Source organism: Paraburkholderia adhaesiva (genome assembly GCF_021390575.1).
Classification (GTDB): domain Bacteria; phylum Pseudomonadota; class Gammaproteobacteria; order Burkholderiales; family Burkholderiaceae; genus Paraburkholderia; species Paraburkholderia adhaesiva.
Genome location: NZ_JAJEJQ010000003.1, coordinates 217,812 through 235,000, shown reverse-complemented (window position 1 = coordinate 235,000; position 17,189 = coordinate 217,812). Strand labels below are relative to the sequence as shown.

The following is a 17,189-nucleotide window of genomic DNA, read 5'->3' as shown; positions in this document are numbered from 1 at the left end:
CACTGCCTGCGGGCCTATTTATTCTTGAACGCCGGCTTGCGCGGGGGTGAGAATTCATCATCGCCAACACTGGTGTGCGGCTTCGTGCCCTGAGAGATCGTGTCCCTATTCGGATGCTCACCCGCCGCCGTGAGTCCTATTCGTAATCGCACCCCGGCACACACGAAGCGCCGCCGACATGGTAAGTGCCCGCTGAGCGCTCAAACTATGCGGCGACGCTCATGCGCCGCAATCCGGCCGTCAACGTGCTTACGTTCATTAACGAGCATCTGTTGTCCCCCTTCTAGTGGCTCGTCCTTGCGACGTGCTTCCTCGACTCCTTCGATACAGCGGCGATTGGTTTTATCGCGCCTTCGCTGCTCGACGAATGGTCCCTCACCAAACCAGACCACGCTCGGCGTCACTTCACGTTCACTGGTATTTTCACGACGGTTGCCATCGTCGGCACGATCGCTTGTGTCGCGCTGCTCCTCGAGCGGATCGCGCAACCGCGCTTCGTCACAGTAAGCGCGACGGCTTCCCGGTAGTTCGGACATTGAGCTGCCGCGCCCTCTTCGCCATATAGAGCGGCGTTACCTCCGGACGTACCGTCGGTGCGGACAACGCGAAGCGCCCGCAAAGCTGGCAGGTGCGCCATTGTTTGGCGGGACCAAACTCAGTAGTTGCTAAATAAGGATTTATCCGACGCAGCCTCACAGATACGATTCCGGCGACATCGCACAAGCAGCGGAGGAATTCGACGTGAGCCAGCTACGAACAACGCAAACGACGCATTCGGCACCCGCGTATCCGCTATGCGGACAAGCTCACAGGGCAGCGTCCGTCCAGCAGGGCGATCCGTGGGCCGCGACGATCTCGCAACTCGAACAGGTCAGCGACCATGCGGACACCGACCAGATCGTCGATCAGAGCGATGAAACCGATACCGAAGCGCTTCCGGACAAGAGCCGCCGTGTCGACGCCGCGGCATCGCTCGCGTCCGGGTACGGCCGCAATGCGGTCGTGACCTTCGTGGAGCGTATCGGAGCGAAGGCGGTGTCCATCTCCTGGCGCGATTCGACGGGCGGCAACTATCGCGAGCAGCGCTGGGTGCTGCGCGCCGCGCGCACGCGCGGCGTCTGCGCGCTGACCGGCAAGGCGATCGTGCGCGGCGACAACATCTACCATCCGGTGAGTGGGTCGCGTGGAACGCCGTCGAACCTGTCGCAGATGATCCGCGCCGAGGCGCTGGAACGCTTCGAATAAGCCTGCTGCATGCCGCGTCGGGTCGATGGGAGTCGAACGCGGCGCGCACCATCAATCATTCAGATTCGCGAGATACGGCGAGGTGAAGGTCCTCGGCGGGAACGGCTGCAAACCGTACTGGGGCGAGAAGCTGTAGCGCACATACACCGCTGCAAGCCACTCGCGATACTGATACGCATTGCCGAGCGACGCCATCGCGCCCACGGCCAACTGCGGCGCCAACTGATATTCGCCGCTCGCGAGGAGCGAATACGCAAAGCCCGTCTTGCTCAGCCCCGGATAGACCGCGTTGGCATCGAGCGTGGCCGTGGTCACGCTGTTCATGTTGGCCGCGGCGTTCGTCTGGCGGCCCGGATCGAGCGGGAAATACGGCACCGCATCTTCGCGATAGTGCTGCACACCGATCGAGCCCTTCACATCGTAAGTAAACAGACCGTAACGTCCTGTGTATTCGATGGGGAAATTCAGGATCACGAACTGCTGTGGACTGAAGTAGCCGCCCTGGCCATAGGTAAAGTACGACTGGTTCTTGCTGAACGACATCCACGTCACGTTCATGCCTGCGATAAGCGTCTGGTCGGCATCCTTGTACAGATGCGTGTACGCCCCGCCTCCGCCCTTGCCTTCGTAGTTGCTTTCTACGTGATGGCCCTCGTAGTACTGAAACTGACCGTTGACGTAGAGACCGCTCGTGCCGTCGTCCCAACCGAGCGCTGCGCGCCCGCCCGTCTTCGTCACGCCGCCCCATTGGAGGCCTGCGCCCTCATCGCGTGTACCGGCGTAGGAGAGCAAGCTGTCGGTGACGGCGCGGCGTGTTACGGCGAGTGAGTAGGAGACTTTGTCATTGACGCCTCCGTCATACTCGAGGCCGCCCACCACGTTCTGATAGCGGAAACCGATGGGCGTCGTGCCGATGCTCGCCTTGATCGACGGTGTCTCATAACCGATCGAGAGCCCGACGCCACTCGCCGTCTGCGAGCCGAAGTTGCTGCCCGCCGGGCTGTTCGATAGACCCGAGCCAAAGCGCGCGAGCGTCGGCAAGTCGGTGTTCGCTGTGCCCGCGTCGAGCGTGACGGGCGTAGCGGTCACAACCACGTGGCCGTTTCCCGCCCTGATGCGGCCTTCGATCGGCGCTTCGATGTCCGTGAGTTTCGACAGTCCGTCTTCGCCTGCGCGATTGCGGAACACAACACCACCCGACACCGTGCTCGCCTGCTCGCGATTCACCTCTGCCAGTTCCTGTGCGACGGCGAGCGTCTGCGTGCTCGCCACCTGCTGTGGCGCGGGCGCTGTGCCCGGCACCGCTGGCGCATATGGTTGAGCGTAGCCCGCCGGCGGCTGCGGAATGTACTGCGGCGGCGCGTAACCCTGGTTCGGGTAAGGCGGTTGTGGCACGTAGGGCTGGCCGTAGCCTTGCTGCGCGTAGATCTGTGGCGCGTAGGGCGGCGGATACGGCTGCTGCGGATAAGGTGCCGGCGCGTAACCTTGCTGCGGATACGGCTGACCATAGCCCTGCGCATAATAGGGCTGCTGCTGCCCGTAGGCCGGAGCGTAGCCCTGCTGCGGATACGGTTGCCCGTAGCCCTGCGCATACGGCTGCTGTCCATACCCCGGCGGATAGCCCTGCGGTGCGTTCACCTGGCGATTCGCGTTTGACTGCTTGCGCGACTGAGCGGTCGTGCGCTTGCTGTTCTGTGTTTGCGTCGCCTGCGGCGGGGCGTTGTATTGGCCCTGCGCCTCGCGTGCGGCGGGCGACATCGGCCAGGGTGCCGCGACGTAAGGCCCTTGCTGCGCATAAGGCTGCGCGTTCGACGGATACGGATTCGCCTGCTGGGGATACGGCGCCGCGGGCGCCAGCTGGCCATATGGTTGCGCGTACGGCTGCGCCGCCGGCGCGTACTGCGAATACGGCTGCAGAGGCTGAGCCGCAGAAGGAACACCCGAGGCGCTGGAACCAGCCGTGTCGGGTCCGTAGCTATCAGAGGGCGTGGGGTCCGGGTCGCTCGCGAGCGTGTTCGACGCGGGCAGCGGCTGGTACCCCGATACAGCCCCGGCTGGCGCCACGTAAGGCGTGACGTACGGCGCGGGCAGCGCCGGCGGGAGGGTAGTAGGCACGGTCGTAACGGGAGACGGAGGTTGGGACCACGAAGGCACGGTGGGCGCCGGCGCCGCGTGGCGGCCGGCGCTCGTCGACGACGGGCTGACCGTATCGATGGCGGTCTTGCCTTCGAACGGGTTGGTGCCCGGAAACGGATTCGCACCGAGGGGCTGGCCGAGTGCTTCCCAGCCGCGCGGCACGTTCGACGCGACCGTGGCAACTCGAGCACCCACTGGCGTCGTGCTCGCCACGAGCGAGCGCCGCAGGTACTGCTCGGCGAGTGTGTTCTTGCCCTGGTTACGGTACATGCGGCCCACAGCGGCCAGCAGGTCGGGGTCGTCCGGCCAGGTGTTGAGCGCCGCGGCGGCGGTCTGTTCGGCAAAGCGCCAGTCCTTCGCACCACTTGCCGCGTAGATCGCAGCGATCTGCAAACCGAGGTCGTCGGGGCGGCGCGCGAGCGCAATACGATACGACTTGAGCGCATTCGACGGATCGCCCGCCGACGAATACAACCGAGCCAGCGCGGCCTGCAGGTCGGGGTTGTCGGGCATCGCCGCGAGCCACGGCGCGATCACTTCGTAAGCGCTCGCGAGATCGCCCGTCAGGCGAACCTTGTCGGCCTGACGCACGACGATCGCGAGGTTCAGATTGTCGAAGTCTGTGCGTTGCTCGGGTGTGAGCTGCATCGTCGACAGACGGCGCATCACGTCACCGAGCTGCGCATCCTCGTGACTCTGGAGCAGGATGCTCGCGTACTGCAGTTGCAGCCCGGCGTCGTTTGGCGCCGATGCCATCGCGCCTTGCACGAGCCACTTCGCGCGAGCCGGATCGCCCGCGGCCACATAGCCGCCCGCGAGCTGGCCGACGAGCGAAGGCGTCTGTAGCGCAAGGGGCTCTGCATTGCGCAGCATCGCAAGTGCTTCCTGGTTCTGCCCGCGCTTCGCCATCTGCGTCGCCAGATCGACCTGCTGGCCGAGCCACAGCCGGTGCTGCAGTCCGGTCATGGCCGCGCTTCGTTGCGCGACCGGAATGCGATCGAGCAACTGCAATCCCCGTGACCAGTCCTTCGTCTGCTCCGCCAAAAGGGCGCTCGCGTAGAGCGCATCCACCATGTCGGGATGCGCGGCGAGCAGGCCATCCATCATGCCGCGCGCGGTGCCGACTGCGCCCTGCCGCACGTAGATGCGCGCGAGATCGAGGCGTAGCCACGGATCATCAGGATTGCTGACGAGTGCGTCTTCGAACAGGCTGCGCGCACGCCCGAGGTCGCCCTGGGCTTCGGCCTGGCGCGCCTGCGCCGCTTCGGCCGTGCCGCGCAGGCGGTTCAGGCCGCCCGCTTTCGCCTGCTGTTCGGCCGTGAGCTGGGTCGCGAACTGCAGCGCTTCGTCGCCGCGCCCTTGTGCGGCCAGCGCGCCGACGAGGCCGCGGATCGCATCCGGATTGTCGGCCTGGCGGCGCAGCGCCATGCGAAAGGCCTGCTCCGCGCCCTGCGGGTCGTGGTTGTTGAGCAGCCCCTCGCCGAGCATGACCTGCGCCGTGACGTCGGACGGATTGAGCGCGATCACGCGTTCGAACAGCGATTTCGCCTTCACGAAATCGCCGTTGCTCTGGGCGCCGAGGGCCTCGCTTATGTACGTCCAGTAAGTCGCGCTCGTGAGCGCCTCGCGCCAGCGTGCGGGGTTGCCGGCACGCGACGCACGTTCGAGGTAGTCGCGCGCCGCCGCAAAATGCTCCTGTTTGAGTTCGATGATGCCCATGCCGCCCAATGCGTCGCCGTCGTTCGGCGACGTCGATAGCACCGACGAAAACTTCGCGCGCGCCGTAACGAGGTCACCACGATCGAGCGCAGCGAAGCCTTCGCCGATTACGCGGCCGCGAATGTCGTTCGCTGCGTTTTCCTGCGCACGCAAGCGCGCTTCCCCGCCCTCCTTGACCATGCTTTCGTAGCGCGCCTTCACGGCCGGATCGTCGGGGACGATCTTCAGATACGCATCGTAGAACGGCTGATCCGAAGGCCGCGCCGCGAGCCACAAGAGCGCCTGTCGCCAGCTCGCGCGTGCCTGCTGGCCGACCTGGCTGTCACCGGCGAGTTGTTCGAGCCGGGCGATGCCGTCGCGACGCGTAGTGTCGCGATACGTGAGGTGCTGCGCATAGGCGAGCGCGAAGCGCGGATCCTGCGGATTTTCGCGCGCAAGGTCCTCGAGGCCCTTGCGCGCCTCGTCCCAACCGTTCGGCGTCGCGGAGAGCGCCTGGTAGTACTCGAGTCGCAACTGGGGCGTGCCGGGTTGGCCCGCGAGGGCCTTCCTGTAATCCTCGACCGCCGACGCGCTCTTGCCCGCCTGCGCCAACTGCCGCGCTTCGGTCACCACCTGGTCACGCGGGCTCGTCTGGCCGAGCCGGTGACCCAGTTCGTCGATGCCGGGATAGTTGGGCGCCACCTGGCGCAGTTGTGCGAGGTACTGTTCCGCCGCGCTGCCGTTCTTGCGGTCGGCCATGACCATGCCCATGCCGAACAACGCATCGGGCTGCTTCGGATTGATGCGCAGCACCTTCTGCCACGACTGCTCGGCGAGGTCGCCTCGACCGTGCGCCTGCCAGTACTTGCCTTGATCGATCAGCGCCGCGAGCGGGTCCGGTGTCACCGCATGCGCGACGCCCGGCAGCGTCAGCGCCACGCCGCCGGTCAGCGCAAGGCACGCAACGAGCGCGCGCGCCCTGCCGCCTTGCGGCATCGCCGAAAGCAGCAAGCGCGGCGGGTCGTGGGCGGATCGCTTCGTCAATGGCATGCCGCTCTCCACGCCGGGATCAACTGACCGTTCACGTCGAAGCGATAGCGGCCGTCGATCGCACCCGTGCCGAAAAGGCCGAGAACACGGTCGTAGTAGACGGGTTCGCGGCCCGGGGTGCCGTTGTCGAGCGCCGCAAGGCGCGTGCGCGCGAGCGCGAGGTTGCGTGTGTCGCCTAGCGCGGCGAAATACGGTGCAAGTGCGCCCCAATAGCTGAGGGGACCTTCGCCCGTGCCGTTGCCGGTCGTCACCGCGACCTTCTCGGGCGGAACGCCGGTTTGCGTAACGCGCTCGTTCATGCCGCGCACGGCGTTGAGCCAGGGCTTGGCGAGCGGATCGGACGGCGCGGCCAGGCCGGCCCAGAGATAGACGCGAATCGCATCGTAGCTGCCGAGGTCGCCGGTCTTCGGATCGACGGCAAATTGCCCCTGATGCCAGGCCGCCCAGTCAGGCGTGAAGCCGTGCGGCGACGTTGCGATCACCATCTTCAGCGAGTTCTGCGCGAGCGCCGTCCACGGGCCGCCGCGCAAGTCGTGTGCGAGACCGCGCAAGAGCGAAAGCGGCAGGTAGCTCGGATTCAGCCGCGTGACGTCACCGTTGATAAAACCCTCCGGTCCTGGCAGCAGCATCGGTCCGAGACCTGCTAGATCGGTCACCGAGTGGGACACGATCTGCGCGGCGAGCGCCGTGCCGAGCGCAGTGTAGTCGTGCACATTCCAGAGCCGCCCGGCCTGCAGCAGGTCGTAGGCGATCCAGAGATCAGAATCGGACGCCGGGTTCGGGTCCATCACGCCCCACGATCCGTCCGGCTTGCGGCCCCACTGCCAGGCCGGCAGCCGCACGTTGTTCGCGTCGAACTGGCCGCCCGCGAGATTGTGGCGGGTCCACTCGAGCGCGCGGTCGAACGTCGCGCGGTCGTTCGCGACGAGCGCGAAAAACATCACATAGGACTGGCCTTCGGAGGTCGACTGTTGCGATGGCACCGAGAAGTCGACCACGCGCCCGTCGGACTGCACGAAGCGCTCGACGAACGTGCGATACGACGGCCAGTCGCCGCACGGCGGCACGGGGGTCGTCCCGCCGGCGCCCGCCGCTGCGAACGCCGCGCTGCCGAGCGTCATGCCGCACACGAGGCGGCTCAGGAACACCGCAAGCGGTGCACGCGTGGCCCGCGTACGGGCGCGAGACAGTCGGCGCGTCGCGATGCCGGGCTTTGCGGAGGGCGTCATTTCAGTCCTTGAGCCGGCGCACGGCAGCGGCACGCAGGAGCCGGTAGAAAAGCGACGCGATCACGATCGCCGCAATCACCCCGCCGAGCAGGAGCAAGAGCGGGTGGTTCGAAAAGATCCAGCGCAGATACATGATGGGCGAAAGCGCGCCGATGAAGTAAGTCTCGCCGCTCGACGTCACCGTGACCGAGCGGCCGTGGATCACGTTCATGCCCCCCTGGATCGACGGCAACATGTCGGCATCGAGCAGCGCGGCCGTCATTTCGGCATCCGAAACACCCGGCGAGGTGATCAGCGCGACCACGCTGCGGCCAGGCTGTAGCGGCGACTCGAAGCCAGCAATCAGTGCGCCGCCGCCGGAGCTCACGAGCGAGAGGTCCGCGCGCGCGGGCGCACGCTCGAGGCCGTGCGGTCCGTACCACCAGTCCCGCAGCCTGAACGCGAGATCGGCAAGCCTGAAGGTGTGCGTGTCGCCGTCGCTCGAAAACGGCATCGACTTCGCCCAGCTTTGCAGCAGCGACTGCCGGCCGGGGCCGCCGATCATCAGCAGGTCCTTGTCGGCGAAGTGGCTCACGTCGGCGGCATTGCCGACCGTCACGCCTGTCACCGGATAACCCGTCGATTCGCCCATGCGGCCCATCGCGAGCAGGTAGACGCTGTAGTCGGCCGGCGTCGGATCGTCGGGGAGGATCGCCGCCGTCTGGGAGAGATCCGCCATCCGCGTGAACGGAAAGCCGCTGTTCGCGAAGGCCGCGAGGTCCGGCAGCGCCATGTAGTGCGGGAACGACGACACGTCGATCGTCGAGTCCTGATCGATCGCGCCGCCCACGTTCTGCATCAGGCGGCCCGCGCACTCGCCCGTGTTCGGGATGTCGTAGAAGAAGTACATGCGCAGCGTCGAGCGCGGCGTAAGCAGCAGCGGCGGCACGCGCACGATGCGCCGCGCCACGCCCGCACTCGCCGTCTCGACGCCAAGGCGGTCGAGCAGGTTGTTCAGGCTGAACCGCGACGGCGACACGGCGGGAATCGGCAGCGCCTGCACGAAGTTGTTGTTCACGCTGACGTTCATCGACGAGCGATCCGGGCGCGGACGTACCGAATACCGGTAGCGCAAATCGAGCGGCGCGCCCTTCGAGTTCCACATGAACAGGTCGGGCGGCACACGCAGGTTCAGCGCGATCGGGCCTGCGAAATAGCCGGTCACGCTCAGGTCGCTCGCCTGCACGAGTTCGCCGAAACGCACCGGGCGACTGGTCGGCAGCCACTTCGGCGCGTCGTACGGAACGCGCGGCTTGAGCGTCGTGAGCTGGCTGACCGTGACGCTCGTCCCGGAGAGCGTGTTCTCGCCGAGCGCGAGCGCACTCGCGGCCGTGCGCAGTTCCGCGCCGTTGCGTCCCAGCACGAGCAGTAGCTCGCCGCGTGCCGGTTCGCTGCGCGCTACAACCGCGACCGTTGGACCGGAGATGTCCGGCAGCGTGACGCCTTCGGTATGCGAGTCGGCGAGCGCGAATACCACGGCGTTGCCCGATAGTGGGACGTTGCCCACCTGCGCCGGAAAGAGCGCGCCGCGATAGCCCGCGAGCGAACCGAACCACGACGCAACCGTGCCAGCGGCGGCGAGCGTATCGGCGTCGGGCTTGCTGGCGAACACGAACGGCAGTTCGAGGCGACGTACGTCGCGGCGATCGAAGAACGGCTGCGGGAGCGCGCCCAGGTCGGGATTCGTCGGCAGCGATGAGTACGTCATGTCGAGCGAACTCGCGTTGCTGATCGTCGCCCATAGCGACGTATGGGCCGGGTCCTCACAGCGGTGCGTGTAATGGCCGATCAACTCGAGGTTCAGGTGGTTGAATTCGGTGATGAAACGCGGATCGAGTGTGATGTCGCGCGCAACCGTGATGCCCGCCTGCTCATGAGGCAAGGGTAGTGTCGCGGCCACTTCGCCATTCACCAGCACGTTGAGCTGCGAGACATCCGGCAGAAGCGCGGGCGAGTAGCTATAGATGAGATGCAGCACTGCGCCCGTCACCACTTCGTCGTTGCGCACCGAGAACGGCACGCCGTTGATACCGTCGGTACCGCGAAGCTGCAGCGGGTCCTGCGCACCGAGATCGGCGAACGTCAGCGTCTGCCGCCGGCCACCGGATACGAGCGTCCCGGGATTCGCAGTGGTCGGCACCCGCGTGCCGAGCAATTTCTGTTGCTGTGGCGTAAGCGCTGGCACGGGCAATCCGAGTGGCGGCTGCTGGGCGGCTTGCGGGTTGAAGACTTCGGCGGGTCCGGGCGGCGGCACCGCGCCGACCGCCGTCGCGCCGTCCGCCGCGCGACCGGCAACGGGCGGAGACGCTGGCTTGCCCGCTGCGCCCACGGCTCCTGGTCCACTCGCCGCCTTTGGCGCCGCGGCCTCGGCGTCGACCGCCAACACGAACGGCGCGAAGAGTAGTTGCGCGGCGAGGCAATACGCGAGCGCGCGAGCGAGGCGCGATGCGCCCCACGTCGCCGCTTCGCCGTGACGCTCCACCGTTGCCGGACGCACAGTACATCCCTCGCCCGAGTTGCCGCGCGAGCGCATACACCTGGTCGAGTTCTTCATGTCCTTAGCTGTCTTTTTGCGCGGCCTGTCTGGGGCCGCGCCTCAACAATGCGCGAACATCAGCGTAAAGATGTTCGAAAACGCCGCGGATACCGCGCGCGCCGACCCGCAGCACTTGCCAGAGCGCGCGCAGCGGCTTGTCGGGCTGCCGGCCTTCGGCCCATCCCGTCCACGCGTCGGCGCGCGAGAACGTCGTCTTCACGAATTCGAATTCCTGCGCCTTCGTCATCCCGACGAATTGCAGGCCTGCACGTCCCGGCGCGGAAAAACTCACCGTCGCCGCGAACGCGTATTCCTCGATGCCGTGAAAGAGCGACACGGTCACGTTCTCGTGCATCGGCACCTGGATGCCGTTCGGCAACGCGACACCCACACCGCCCTCGGAGTAGTCGATCGTTTCGCACGCGAGCGTGCGGCCGGTGCCAAAGCGCAGCGTCACCGGTATCTTCATCGCGACGCGCGGGTCGGAGCGGACCTGCTTCTGTTCGTTGGCGGCGGCCACGGCGGCCCCGAGAATCAGCATGTTGTAGGCCGTCCACGCCAGATTCAGAAGGGTAGTATTCACCTCGCTGCGCACATGCAGGTTGTGATAGATGTGCACGAAACCAATCGCGAAACCGAGCAGGTTAAGCATCATCAGGATCAGGTAGGGTCGCGAAATCGCCCAGTCGAAGTAAGTCTCGGAGATCTTGCCGCCCTTGGCCGTCACGTTGAACTTGCCGAGCTTCGGGTTGACGAGCGCAAGCATCGTGGGCCCGGTAATGTATGACGCGAGCACCGACTCGTACACCTCCGCCCAGAACGAATGGCGAAACGCGCTTTGCATTCGCGAGTTCGTGACGTTCGCGTGGAACATGTGCGGTAACGCGAAGAGCACGATCGCCTCCGCCGACGCCTGAATCACGTGCGCCCCGAAGAACAGGAACGCGAGCGGCGCTGTGAGAAACACGAGACGCGGGATGCCATAGAAGAAGTGCATCATCGCGTTCAGATAGCAAAGGCGCTGGCCGAATGCGAGGCCCTTGCCGGTGAGCGGATTATCGATGCGGAAGATCTGCGTCATGCCCCGCGCCCAGCGGATACGCTGGCCGATGTGGCCCGAGAGACTTTCCGTCGCGAGACCGGCGGCCTGCGGGATCGCGAGATAGGCCGTCGTGTAGCCGAGGCGGTGTAGCTTGAGCGCAGTGTGCGCGTCCTCGGTGACGGTCTCCACGGCAATGCCGCCGATCTCTTCGACCATCGACCGGCGCAGCACCGCGCACGAGCCGCAGAAGAACGTGGCGTTCCAGAAATCGTTGCCGTCCTGCACGAGTCCATAGAACAGTTCGCCCTCGTTCGGCACCTTGCGGAACGTATCCAGATTGCGCTCGAACGGATCGGGCGAGAAGAAATGGTGCGGCGTCTGCAGCATCGACAGCTTCTTGTCGCGCAGGAACCAGCCGAGGCAGATCTGCAGGAACGAACGGGTCGGGATGTGATCGCAGTCGAAGATCGCGAGGTATTCGCCGTTCGTGATCTTGAGGGCGGCGTTGATGTTGCCCGCCTTCGCGTGAAAGTTATTCGCGCGGATCGTCCAGTTGACGCCGACCTCCTCGCAAAACGCCTTGAACTCCGGGCGGCGGCCGTCGTCGAGCACATGGATCGATATCTTCTCCTGCGGGTAGTCCATCGCAAGCGCTGCGTAGACCGTCGGTTTGACGACCGAAAGCGGCTCGTTATAGGTGGGAATGAACACGTCGACCGTGGGCCACAGCGCACGTGACGCAGGCAACGGCACCGGCTTGCGGTGCAGCGGCCACGCCGTCTGGAAGTAGCCGAGCATCAGCACGACTGCCGCGTAGACTTCCGCCGCGACGAGCCCCACGCCCCACGCAGCATCGACCGGATGCGTCCAGGAAGTCGTCTCGGTAAGACGCCAGAACATGTAGCGGCCTGTGGCGATCACCGAAAGCATGATCATCACGAGCGTCGCGTAGCGCCCTGCCACGCGCCGGAACAGCAGCGCGAGGATGAAGCAGCTCATCGCGAACGCTAGTTGCTCCGGGTTCCCCAGCGGCACCGTAAAGACGAAATAGAGGGCGCAGAGCGAAAAGAGCGTGAGTATCACGACGATCACGCGGCTGTTCCAGATGCGCGAATCGGCGATGCGCTCCAGCCGGGAAGACGCAAAACGTGCAGCGCCGGTCGAGGTCGCGTCAGCATCGGGTTGGGCAGTGCTCATGCAACGCTCCTTCGCGGCTGTGCCGGAGTGTCGAGCGCTTCGAGCAACCACGCCGCGCATGCACGCATGTCTGCCGAGGCCTGGCAGAGCGGGTCGTAATGCATTACGGTGGTGTTGCACGCGAGCGCTTCGCTCACGCCTTCGTCGGTATGAATCGCACCGGGAAACATGTGTTCGCCGAGCATGTCGCGCAGCACGCGCAAGACGTCCTTGTTGAGCTGGCGCGAAGGGTCGACCTGATTGATGACGTAGCCTTCGCCGATGAACTCCGGCCGCGGCACCGCATAGGTGTCGATCACGCGCTGCATCTGCGGGATCGCCGCATAGGAGGCGGCGTCCGCGAGCACGACGTTGGGCGCGAAATTCGCCGCGCTGAGCGCGGCGCGCGTGTAGGCCGAAGCGCCTGGCGGCGTATCGACCACGACGATGTCCGCGGGGCCAAGCTGCAGAGCCTCAAGGCCGTGAGTGAACCACAGCGGGTTTTCGTCGAGATGGTGCTCGAAACGCTGCTGCTCTTCGACGGTAAGCGTGCCGAACGCGAGGACGGTTACATCATCGATGCCATTCACCATCGCGTTCTGCCACGGCGCACCGTTGAGCGTGGTGCGCGACACGCCGTCGACGCTGTCGAGCGGCACACCGAAGTGAAGCCGCAGTGCATTCTGCGGATCGAGATCGATGGCTACGACGTGCCGCCCAGCAGTAGCAAGCACGGACGCGAGATTGGCGGCGAGCGTCGTTTTGCCCACACCGCCTTTTGCCGACACCACACTGACCACTTTCATGGCCCGCTCACTCCCTTGGAAAGCCAGGGACTAGCCGGCGCTGTCGTCGGATCAGGAGCGCCTCCCTGAACGGGTTTTGCATTGCCACCCTCGCGCAGCCGATCGAACAGCCGATCGAGGTGCGGCTCCACACTCGCGGGTGGCGTGGATGTTGCGCGCCGCTCCTGTTGCACGGCAGGCGCCGAAGCCGTGCCGAACAACTTCCTGAGTGGTGCCCCACCAGGTACCACTGCGGGGCGCGTGGCTAAAGCGGGTGACGCCGCGGGCACGCTAACTGCGGGAGGAGCGTTCGCTGTATTCGCCGCAGTCGGCGGCACACCCGGACTGCGTGGCACGGCGATAGCCTCATCGGTCAACTGCGTCGCCGCGACCGGACTCGCCTTCGCGCCGGGCGGCGGCGAGAAACGAAACGCGCTGCTTTCCGGCGCCGTGTAGGCGGGTTTTTCGATGTCGCTCGCCAGGTCACGGCGCAGCGAACGGGCGAAAAGCGGCGCCGAACGGCGCAGTGCCGCCTGCGAACGCGCGGGCGGCGACGCGCTGCCACCCGCCGGCATCGATCCTGGCGCGACAACACCCGCGGACCCCGGTAGGCCTCCCGCGTCGGCAGTACCCGCCGCCGGCTGACTGCGCGACTTCTTCGTCGCGCTCACGTCGACCCTGCGTGGATCGATCATGCCGAGCAGCGGCCAGCGATCGCGCGCCTCCTGAGCCTCGCTCTCCATGCGGATCTCCCGATAGTCGGTCGCATCGCCAGCAAACCGGCCGTAGAGTGATTTGATATCGCTCGAGGTATACATAGGCGGACCGACAAACAATAACGATCACAGACTGCCGTCGAACGGCAGCGCCCGCGCGACGGTCAAGTCGTCGCGCGCACCAGATGAAACTCGATGGCAAAGCCATCATCAGGAATGCCGGCCTGAACGACCGTGAGTTGCTTGGCACCCATTGCATCGAGCCAGGCCTGATAGCAGCCCTGGAGAAACGCCGGCGTCCAGGCCAATGCCTCGCCACCGAACGCATGAAGCGGTGCACCGTAATGAACGATACGCAGATGGGTGCCTTCATCGGATAGCTCCACGCGGCCCCATTGAATCGGCGCCCAGCGTGCGTTGAGCGCGTCGGCGAGGTCGGCCATCGAGTCGGAGGCTGCAAGGGGCTGCTCTGCGGCGAAACGCTCGCCGACGCGGTACATCAACTGCCGCAGGTCGTCGCGATCGAGCTGTGCTTCAAACTCCGCTGCGAGCGCGTGCAGCACGCCGCGCCATTGAGGTGAGAGATGTTGCTCAATCAGGGCATCGACGACGGTCGGCATGGGTAGCAGGTCCGAGTATTGATGCTGGATCGACTTGAGACGACACGGCGGCGGGTGAGACGGCACGCTGTACGCTCAACTTCGAGCATTGCTTTGCGCTGTGTAGCCTATGGAAATTTTTTTCTAGAGCTTCCTGCAATTATTAACGCGATTTTTTCATCCAATCGACGGCAAACGTTTGCCTCAATCACGCGAAAATTATAGCGCCGTAAATTTTTGCGAGGCGGCGCGGTGGAAAAGTAATAATCCGCAACATGTATTGATCGGCGCCGCGTCCGAAAAAAGCGGTACGCGGGATACATGGCACGAGCGCGTTGTGAACGAATGAGCCGTATTCTGGGGAGGCGTCAGGTGTTTTTTTCCGCCCTCATTGCCCAGCGATTCGTGGCGCGACGCTGGCCCCTGGAAGGCTGGAACAGCGTGCTTGCCAGTCCAGTTTGAATCGCCAATGCACAACCCACTTTTGCGAGTTTTATTGCGCGGCATTGACGAATGAATCAGACGATTTGTTTGCAAACCGATTTGTCGTCGTGCCCTTTTTCAACGTCGGCATAAGCGACGAATGCACTTGCCGACATTGCGCCAGATTAATTGCCGAAGTCGATTCTTGAACACTTCGAAGATGGCATTCGCGTGACGCTGCTTCGCCGGCGTTATTGATGCTCAACCGGGCAATGTCACGCGTCACTGACGCCCGCGGCGTTTGCCTGCAAGTTGCCCGTTGAATGATCCGATGAAAATAGACACGTGCGGGAGCGCCCGCGCGCGTGGACGCACGTTGCGCGTCAGCCGGAGAAAACGGCCAGATTGAGGGTGTGCGAGTGCCCGATCCACAGAGCGGAATCGCGATGATCGCGCAGCGGATTGGACGTATTCGGATGCAAAAACACGTCGAGCGCGCCGTGATTCAACGCGAGCCACTCGACGATCTCAGTGAGTCGCTCACGCGCGAACGCGAGTTGATACGACCACATGGGATGCGGCCCGACGGGACGTTCGTGAAAGCGCCCCATCTGCAACACGGAGCCAAAGTGTGCCTCGATGGCGACACGCAACGCCCAGGCGGCATCACGCGTCGCCGCGTCGAAATAGACGTGGGCGTGCCAGCTTCCGATTTCTGCCGGATCGAGGTAATTCATAAAAGAAGGCGCAGACGCAATGCGATGAGCAAGCCAACATTCTGCCGCGAATCGCAACCGTCTGCGACTGCGTCACTGAAGAAACAACCTGTACGCCGGATTGTGCGTCTCTTCCCAGTGCGGATAGCCGAGCGTGGCGAGAAAGCGGCGGAATTCGGCATCGTCGGCGGTGGGCACCTGGATGCCCACGAGGATCGAGCTATAGTCCGCGCCCTGGTTACGGTAGTGGAACAGGCTGATGTTCCAGTCCGGCGCCATCGACGACAGGAACCGCATCAGCGCGCCCGGCCGCTCCGGAAACTCGAAGCGGAACAGCCGCTCGTCATGCGCCAGCGGCGAGCGCCCGCCCACCATGTAGCGCACGTGCTGCTTCGAGAGTTCATCGGCGGTAAGGTCCACGCTCGGGAAGCCGTGCTCGACGAACGTCTGCGCGATCTGCTGCGATTCGCCCCGGTGGCGGATCTGCACGCCCACGAAGATGTGCGCACGCTCGGCATCCGCGATGCGGTAGTTGAACTCCGTCACGCTGCGCGTGCCCACCAGTTCGCAGAAACGTTTGAAGCTGCCACGCTCCTCGGGGATCGTCACCGCGAACACCGCCTCGCGCGCCTCGCCCACCTCCGCGCGCTCGGCCACGAAGCGCATGCGGTCGAAGTTCATGTTCGCGCCCGAGGTCACCGCCACCAGCGTCTGGTTCGCGATGCCCTCGCGCTCCACGTAGCGCTTGGCCGCCGCCACGGCCAGCGCCCCCGCCGGCTCCAGCACGCTGCGGGTGTCCTGGAACACATCCTTGATCGCCGCGCACAGCGCGTCCGTGTCGACCGTGATGACCTCGTCCAGATACGCGTGGCACAGCCGGAACGTCTCCTCGCCCACGAGCTTGACCGCCGTGCCGTCCGAGAACAGGCCCACCTCCGACAGTTCGACACGCCGCCCCGCCGCGATCGACTGCGCCATCGCGCACGAATCGTCGGTCTGCACACCGATCACGCGGATCTCCGGGCGCACCGCCTTCACATAGGCGGCCACGCCCGCGGCGAGTCCGCCGCCGCCGATCGGCACGAAGATCGCATGAATCGGGGCCTGATGCTGGCTCAGGATCTCCATCGCGACCGTGCCCTGGCCGGCGATCACCTCGGGGTCATCGAACGGATGCACGAAGGTCAGGCCCCGCTCCTGCTGCAGACGCACGGCGTGGGCGTAGGCGTCGCTGTAGGATTCGCCCGCCTGCACGACCTCGACGGTCGGGCCGCCATGGGCGCGCACGGCGTCGACCTTGACCTGGGGCGTCGTCACGGGCACGCAGATCACGGCGCGCACGCCGAGTTTCGCCGCCGACAGCGCCACGCCCTGCGCGTGATTGCCCGCCGAGGCGGTGATCACGCCGCGTTCGAGCTGCGCGGGTGTGAGGTGCGCCATCTTGTTGTAGGCGCCGCGCAGCTTGAAGGAGAACACCGGCTGGTTGTCCTCGCGCTTGAGGTAGACGGCGTTGCCAAGTCGCGCCGAGAGGTTCGGCGCGCGCTCCAGCTCGGTCTCGCGGGCGACGTCGTAGACGCGGGCGGTGAGGATTTTCCGGAGGTAATCAGTCTGCTCGGTCGTGCGGACTTCGACTGGGGTGTAACTCGGGTTGGCCGACATGGGCGCTCCTACGCTGCAGTTCATTTAGCCAGGAGGCGGAAACAAAAAACCCGCCTCTTTGGGGCGGGTTTTTGACACTTCGTGATACTGCGATCGACGCGCGCTAACCCACCATTCCTGGAATGGTGCTAATAATCAGC

10 protein-coding genes and 1 pseudogene are annotated in these 17,189 nt (G+C 65.2%); 2 read left to right on the top strand and 9 right to left on the bottom strand.

Annotation, left to right across the window (positions count from 1 at the left end; genetic code table 11):
- Nucleotides 1-221: 221 nt before the first annotated feature.
- Nucleotides 222-395: pseudogene (locus L0U80_RS25005) on the top strand (aromatic acid/H+ symport family MFS transporter); the annotation flags it as partial.
- A 346-nt stretch (nucleotides 396-741) separates the two neighbouring features.
- Nucleotides 742-1,245: a DUF3331 domain-containing protein gene (locus L0U80_RS31720; protein ID WP_233872165.1), complete on the top strand. Its 504-nt coding sequence runs from the start codon at nucleotides 742-744 to the stop codon at nucleotides 1,243-1,245.
- A 51-nt stretch (nucleotides 1,246-1,296) separates the two neighbouring features.
- On the opposite strand, the gene L0U80_RS24995 is transcribed toward L0U80_RS31720, so the two are convergent.
- The 9 genes from L0U80_RS24995 to ilvA all read right to left on the bottom strand — a co-directional run bounded on the left by L0U80_RS24995 (nucleotide 1,297) and on the right by ilvA (nucleotide 17,049).
- Nucleotides 1,297-6,075: a cellulose synthase subunit BcsC-related outer membrane protein gene (locus tag L0U80_RS24995; protein WP_373322315.1), complete on the bottom strand. Its 4,779-nt coding sequence runs from the start codon at nucleotides 6,073-6,075 to the stop codon at nucleotides 1,297-1,299.
- 44 nt (nucleotides 6,076-6,119) lie between these two features.
- Nucleotides 6,120-7,250, bottom strand: a complete 1,131-nt coding sequence (gene bcsZ, locus L0U80_RS24990; protein WP_233873819.1) for a cellulose synthase complex periplasmic endoglucanase BcsZ — start codon at nucleotides 7,248-7,250, stop codon at nucleotides 6,120-6,122.
- A gap of 109 nt (nucleotides 7,251-7,359) precedes the next feature.
- The gene (bcsB, locus tag L0U80_RS24985) at nucleotides 7,360-9,951 is read right to left on the bottom strand and encodes a cellulose biosynthesis cyclic di-GMP-binding regulatory protein BcsB (protein WP_233872159.1); all 2,592 of its coding nucleotides are present in this window, start codon (nucleotides 9,949-9,951) and stop codon (nucleotides 7,360-7,362) included.
- Nucleotides 9,952-9,955: 4 nt separating this feature from the next.
- Complete coding sequence (bcsA, locus tag L0U80_RS24980; RefSeq protein ID WP_233872156.1) at nucleotides 9,956-12,172, bottom strand: UDP-forming cellulose synthase catalytic subunit; 2,217 nt, start codon at nucleotides 12,170-12,172, stop codon at nucleotides 9,956-9,958.
- Nucleotides 12,169-12,957, bottom strand: a complete 789-nt coding sequence (gene bcsQ / locus L0U80_RS24975) for a cellulose biosynthesis protein BcsQ (protein WP_233872153.1) — start codon at nucleotides 12,955-12,957, stop codon at nucleotides 12,169-12,171. Before bcsQ ends, bcsA begins: the two co-directional genes overlap by 4 nt.
- Nucleotides 12,954-13,754 carry a cellulose biosynthesis protein BcsP gene (gene bcsP, locus L0U80_RS24970; RefSeq protein WP_233872150.1) on the bottom strand — a complete coding sequence of 267 codons (801 nt, stop codon included), beginning with the start codon at nucleotides 13,752-13,754 and terminating at the stop codon, nucleotides 12,954-12,956. The genes bcsQ and bcsP overlap by 4 nt, the downstream gene beginning before the upstream one ends.
- Nucleotides 13,755-13,816: 62 nt before the next feature.
- Nucleotides 13,817-14,272 (bottom strand): cellulose biosynthesis protein BcsD, encoded by a 456-nt coding sequence (bcsD, locus tag L0U80_RS24965; RefSeq protein WP_233872147.1) that lies wholly within the window; start codon nucleotides 14,270-14,272, stop codon nucleotides 13,817-13,819.
- Nucleotides 14,273-15,057: 785 nt separating this feature from the next.
- On the bottom strand, nucleotides 15,058-15,411 hold the full coding sequence (locus L0U80_RS24960) for a DOPA 4,5-dioxygenase family protein (protein WP_233872144.1): 354 nt from the start codon (nucleotides 15,409-15,411) through the stop codon (nucleotides 15,058-15,060).
- A 72-nt stretch (nucleotides 15,412-15,483) separates the two neighbouring features.
- Nucleotides 15,484-17,049 (bottom strand): threonine ammonia-lyase, biosynthetic, encoded by a 1,566-nt coding sequence (gene ilvA, locus L0U80_RS24955; RefSeq protein WP_233872142.1) that lies wholly within the window; start codon nucleotides 17,047-17,049, stop codon nucleotides 15,484-15,486.
- Nucleotides 17,050-17,189: the final 140 nt, after the last annotated feature.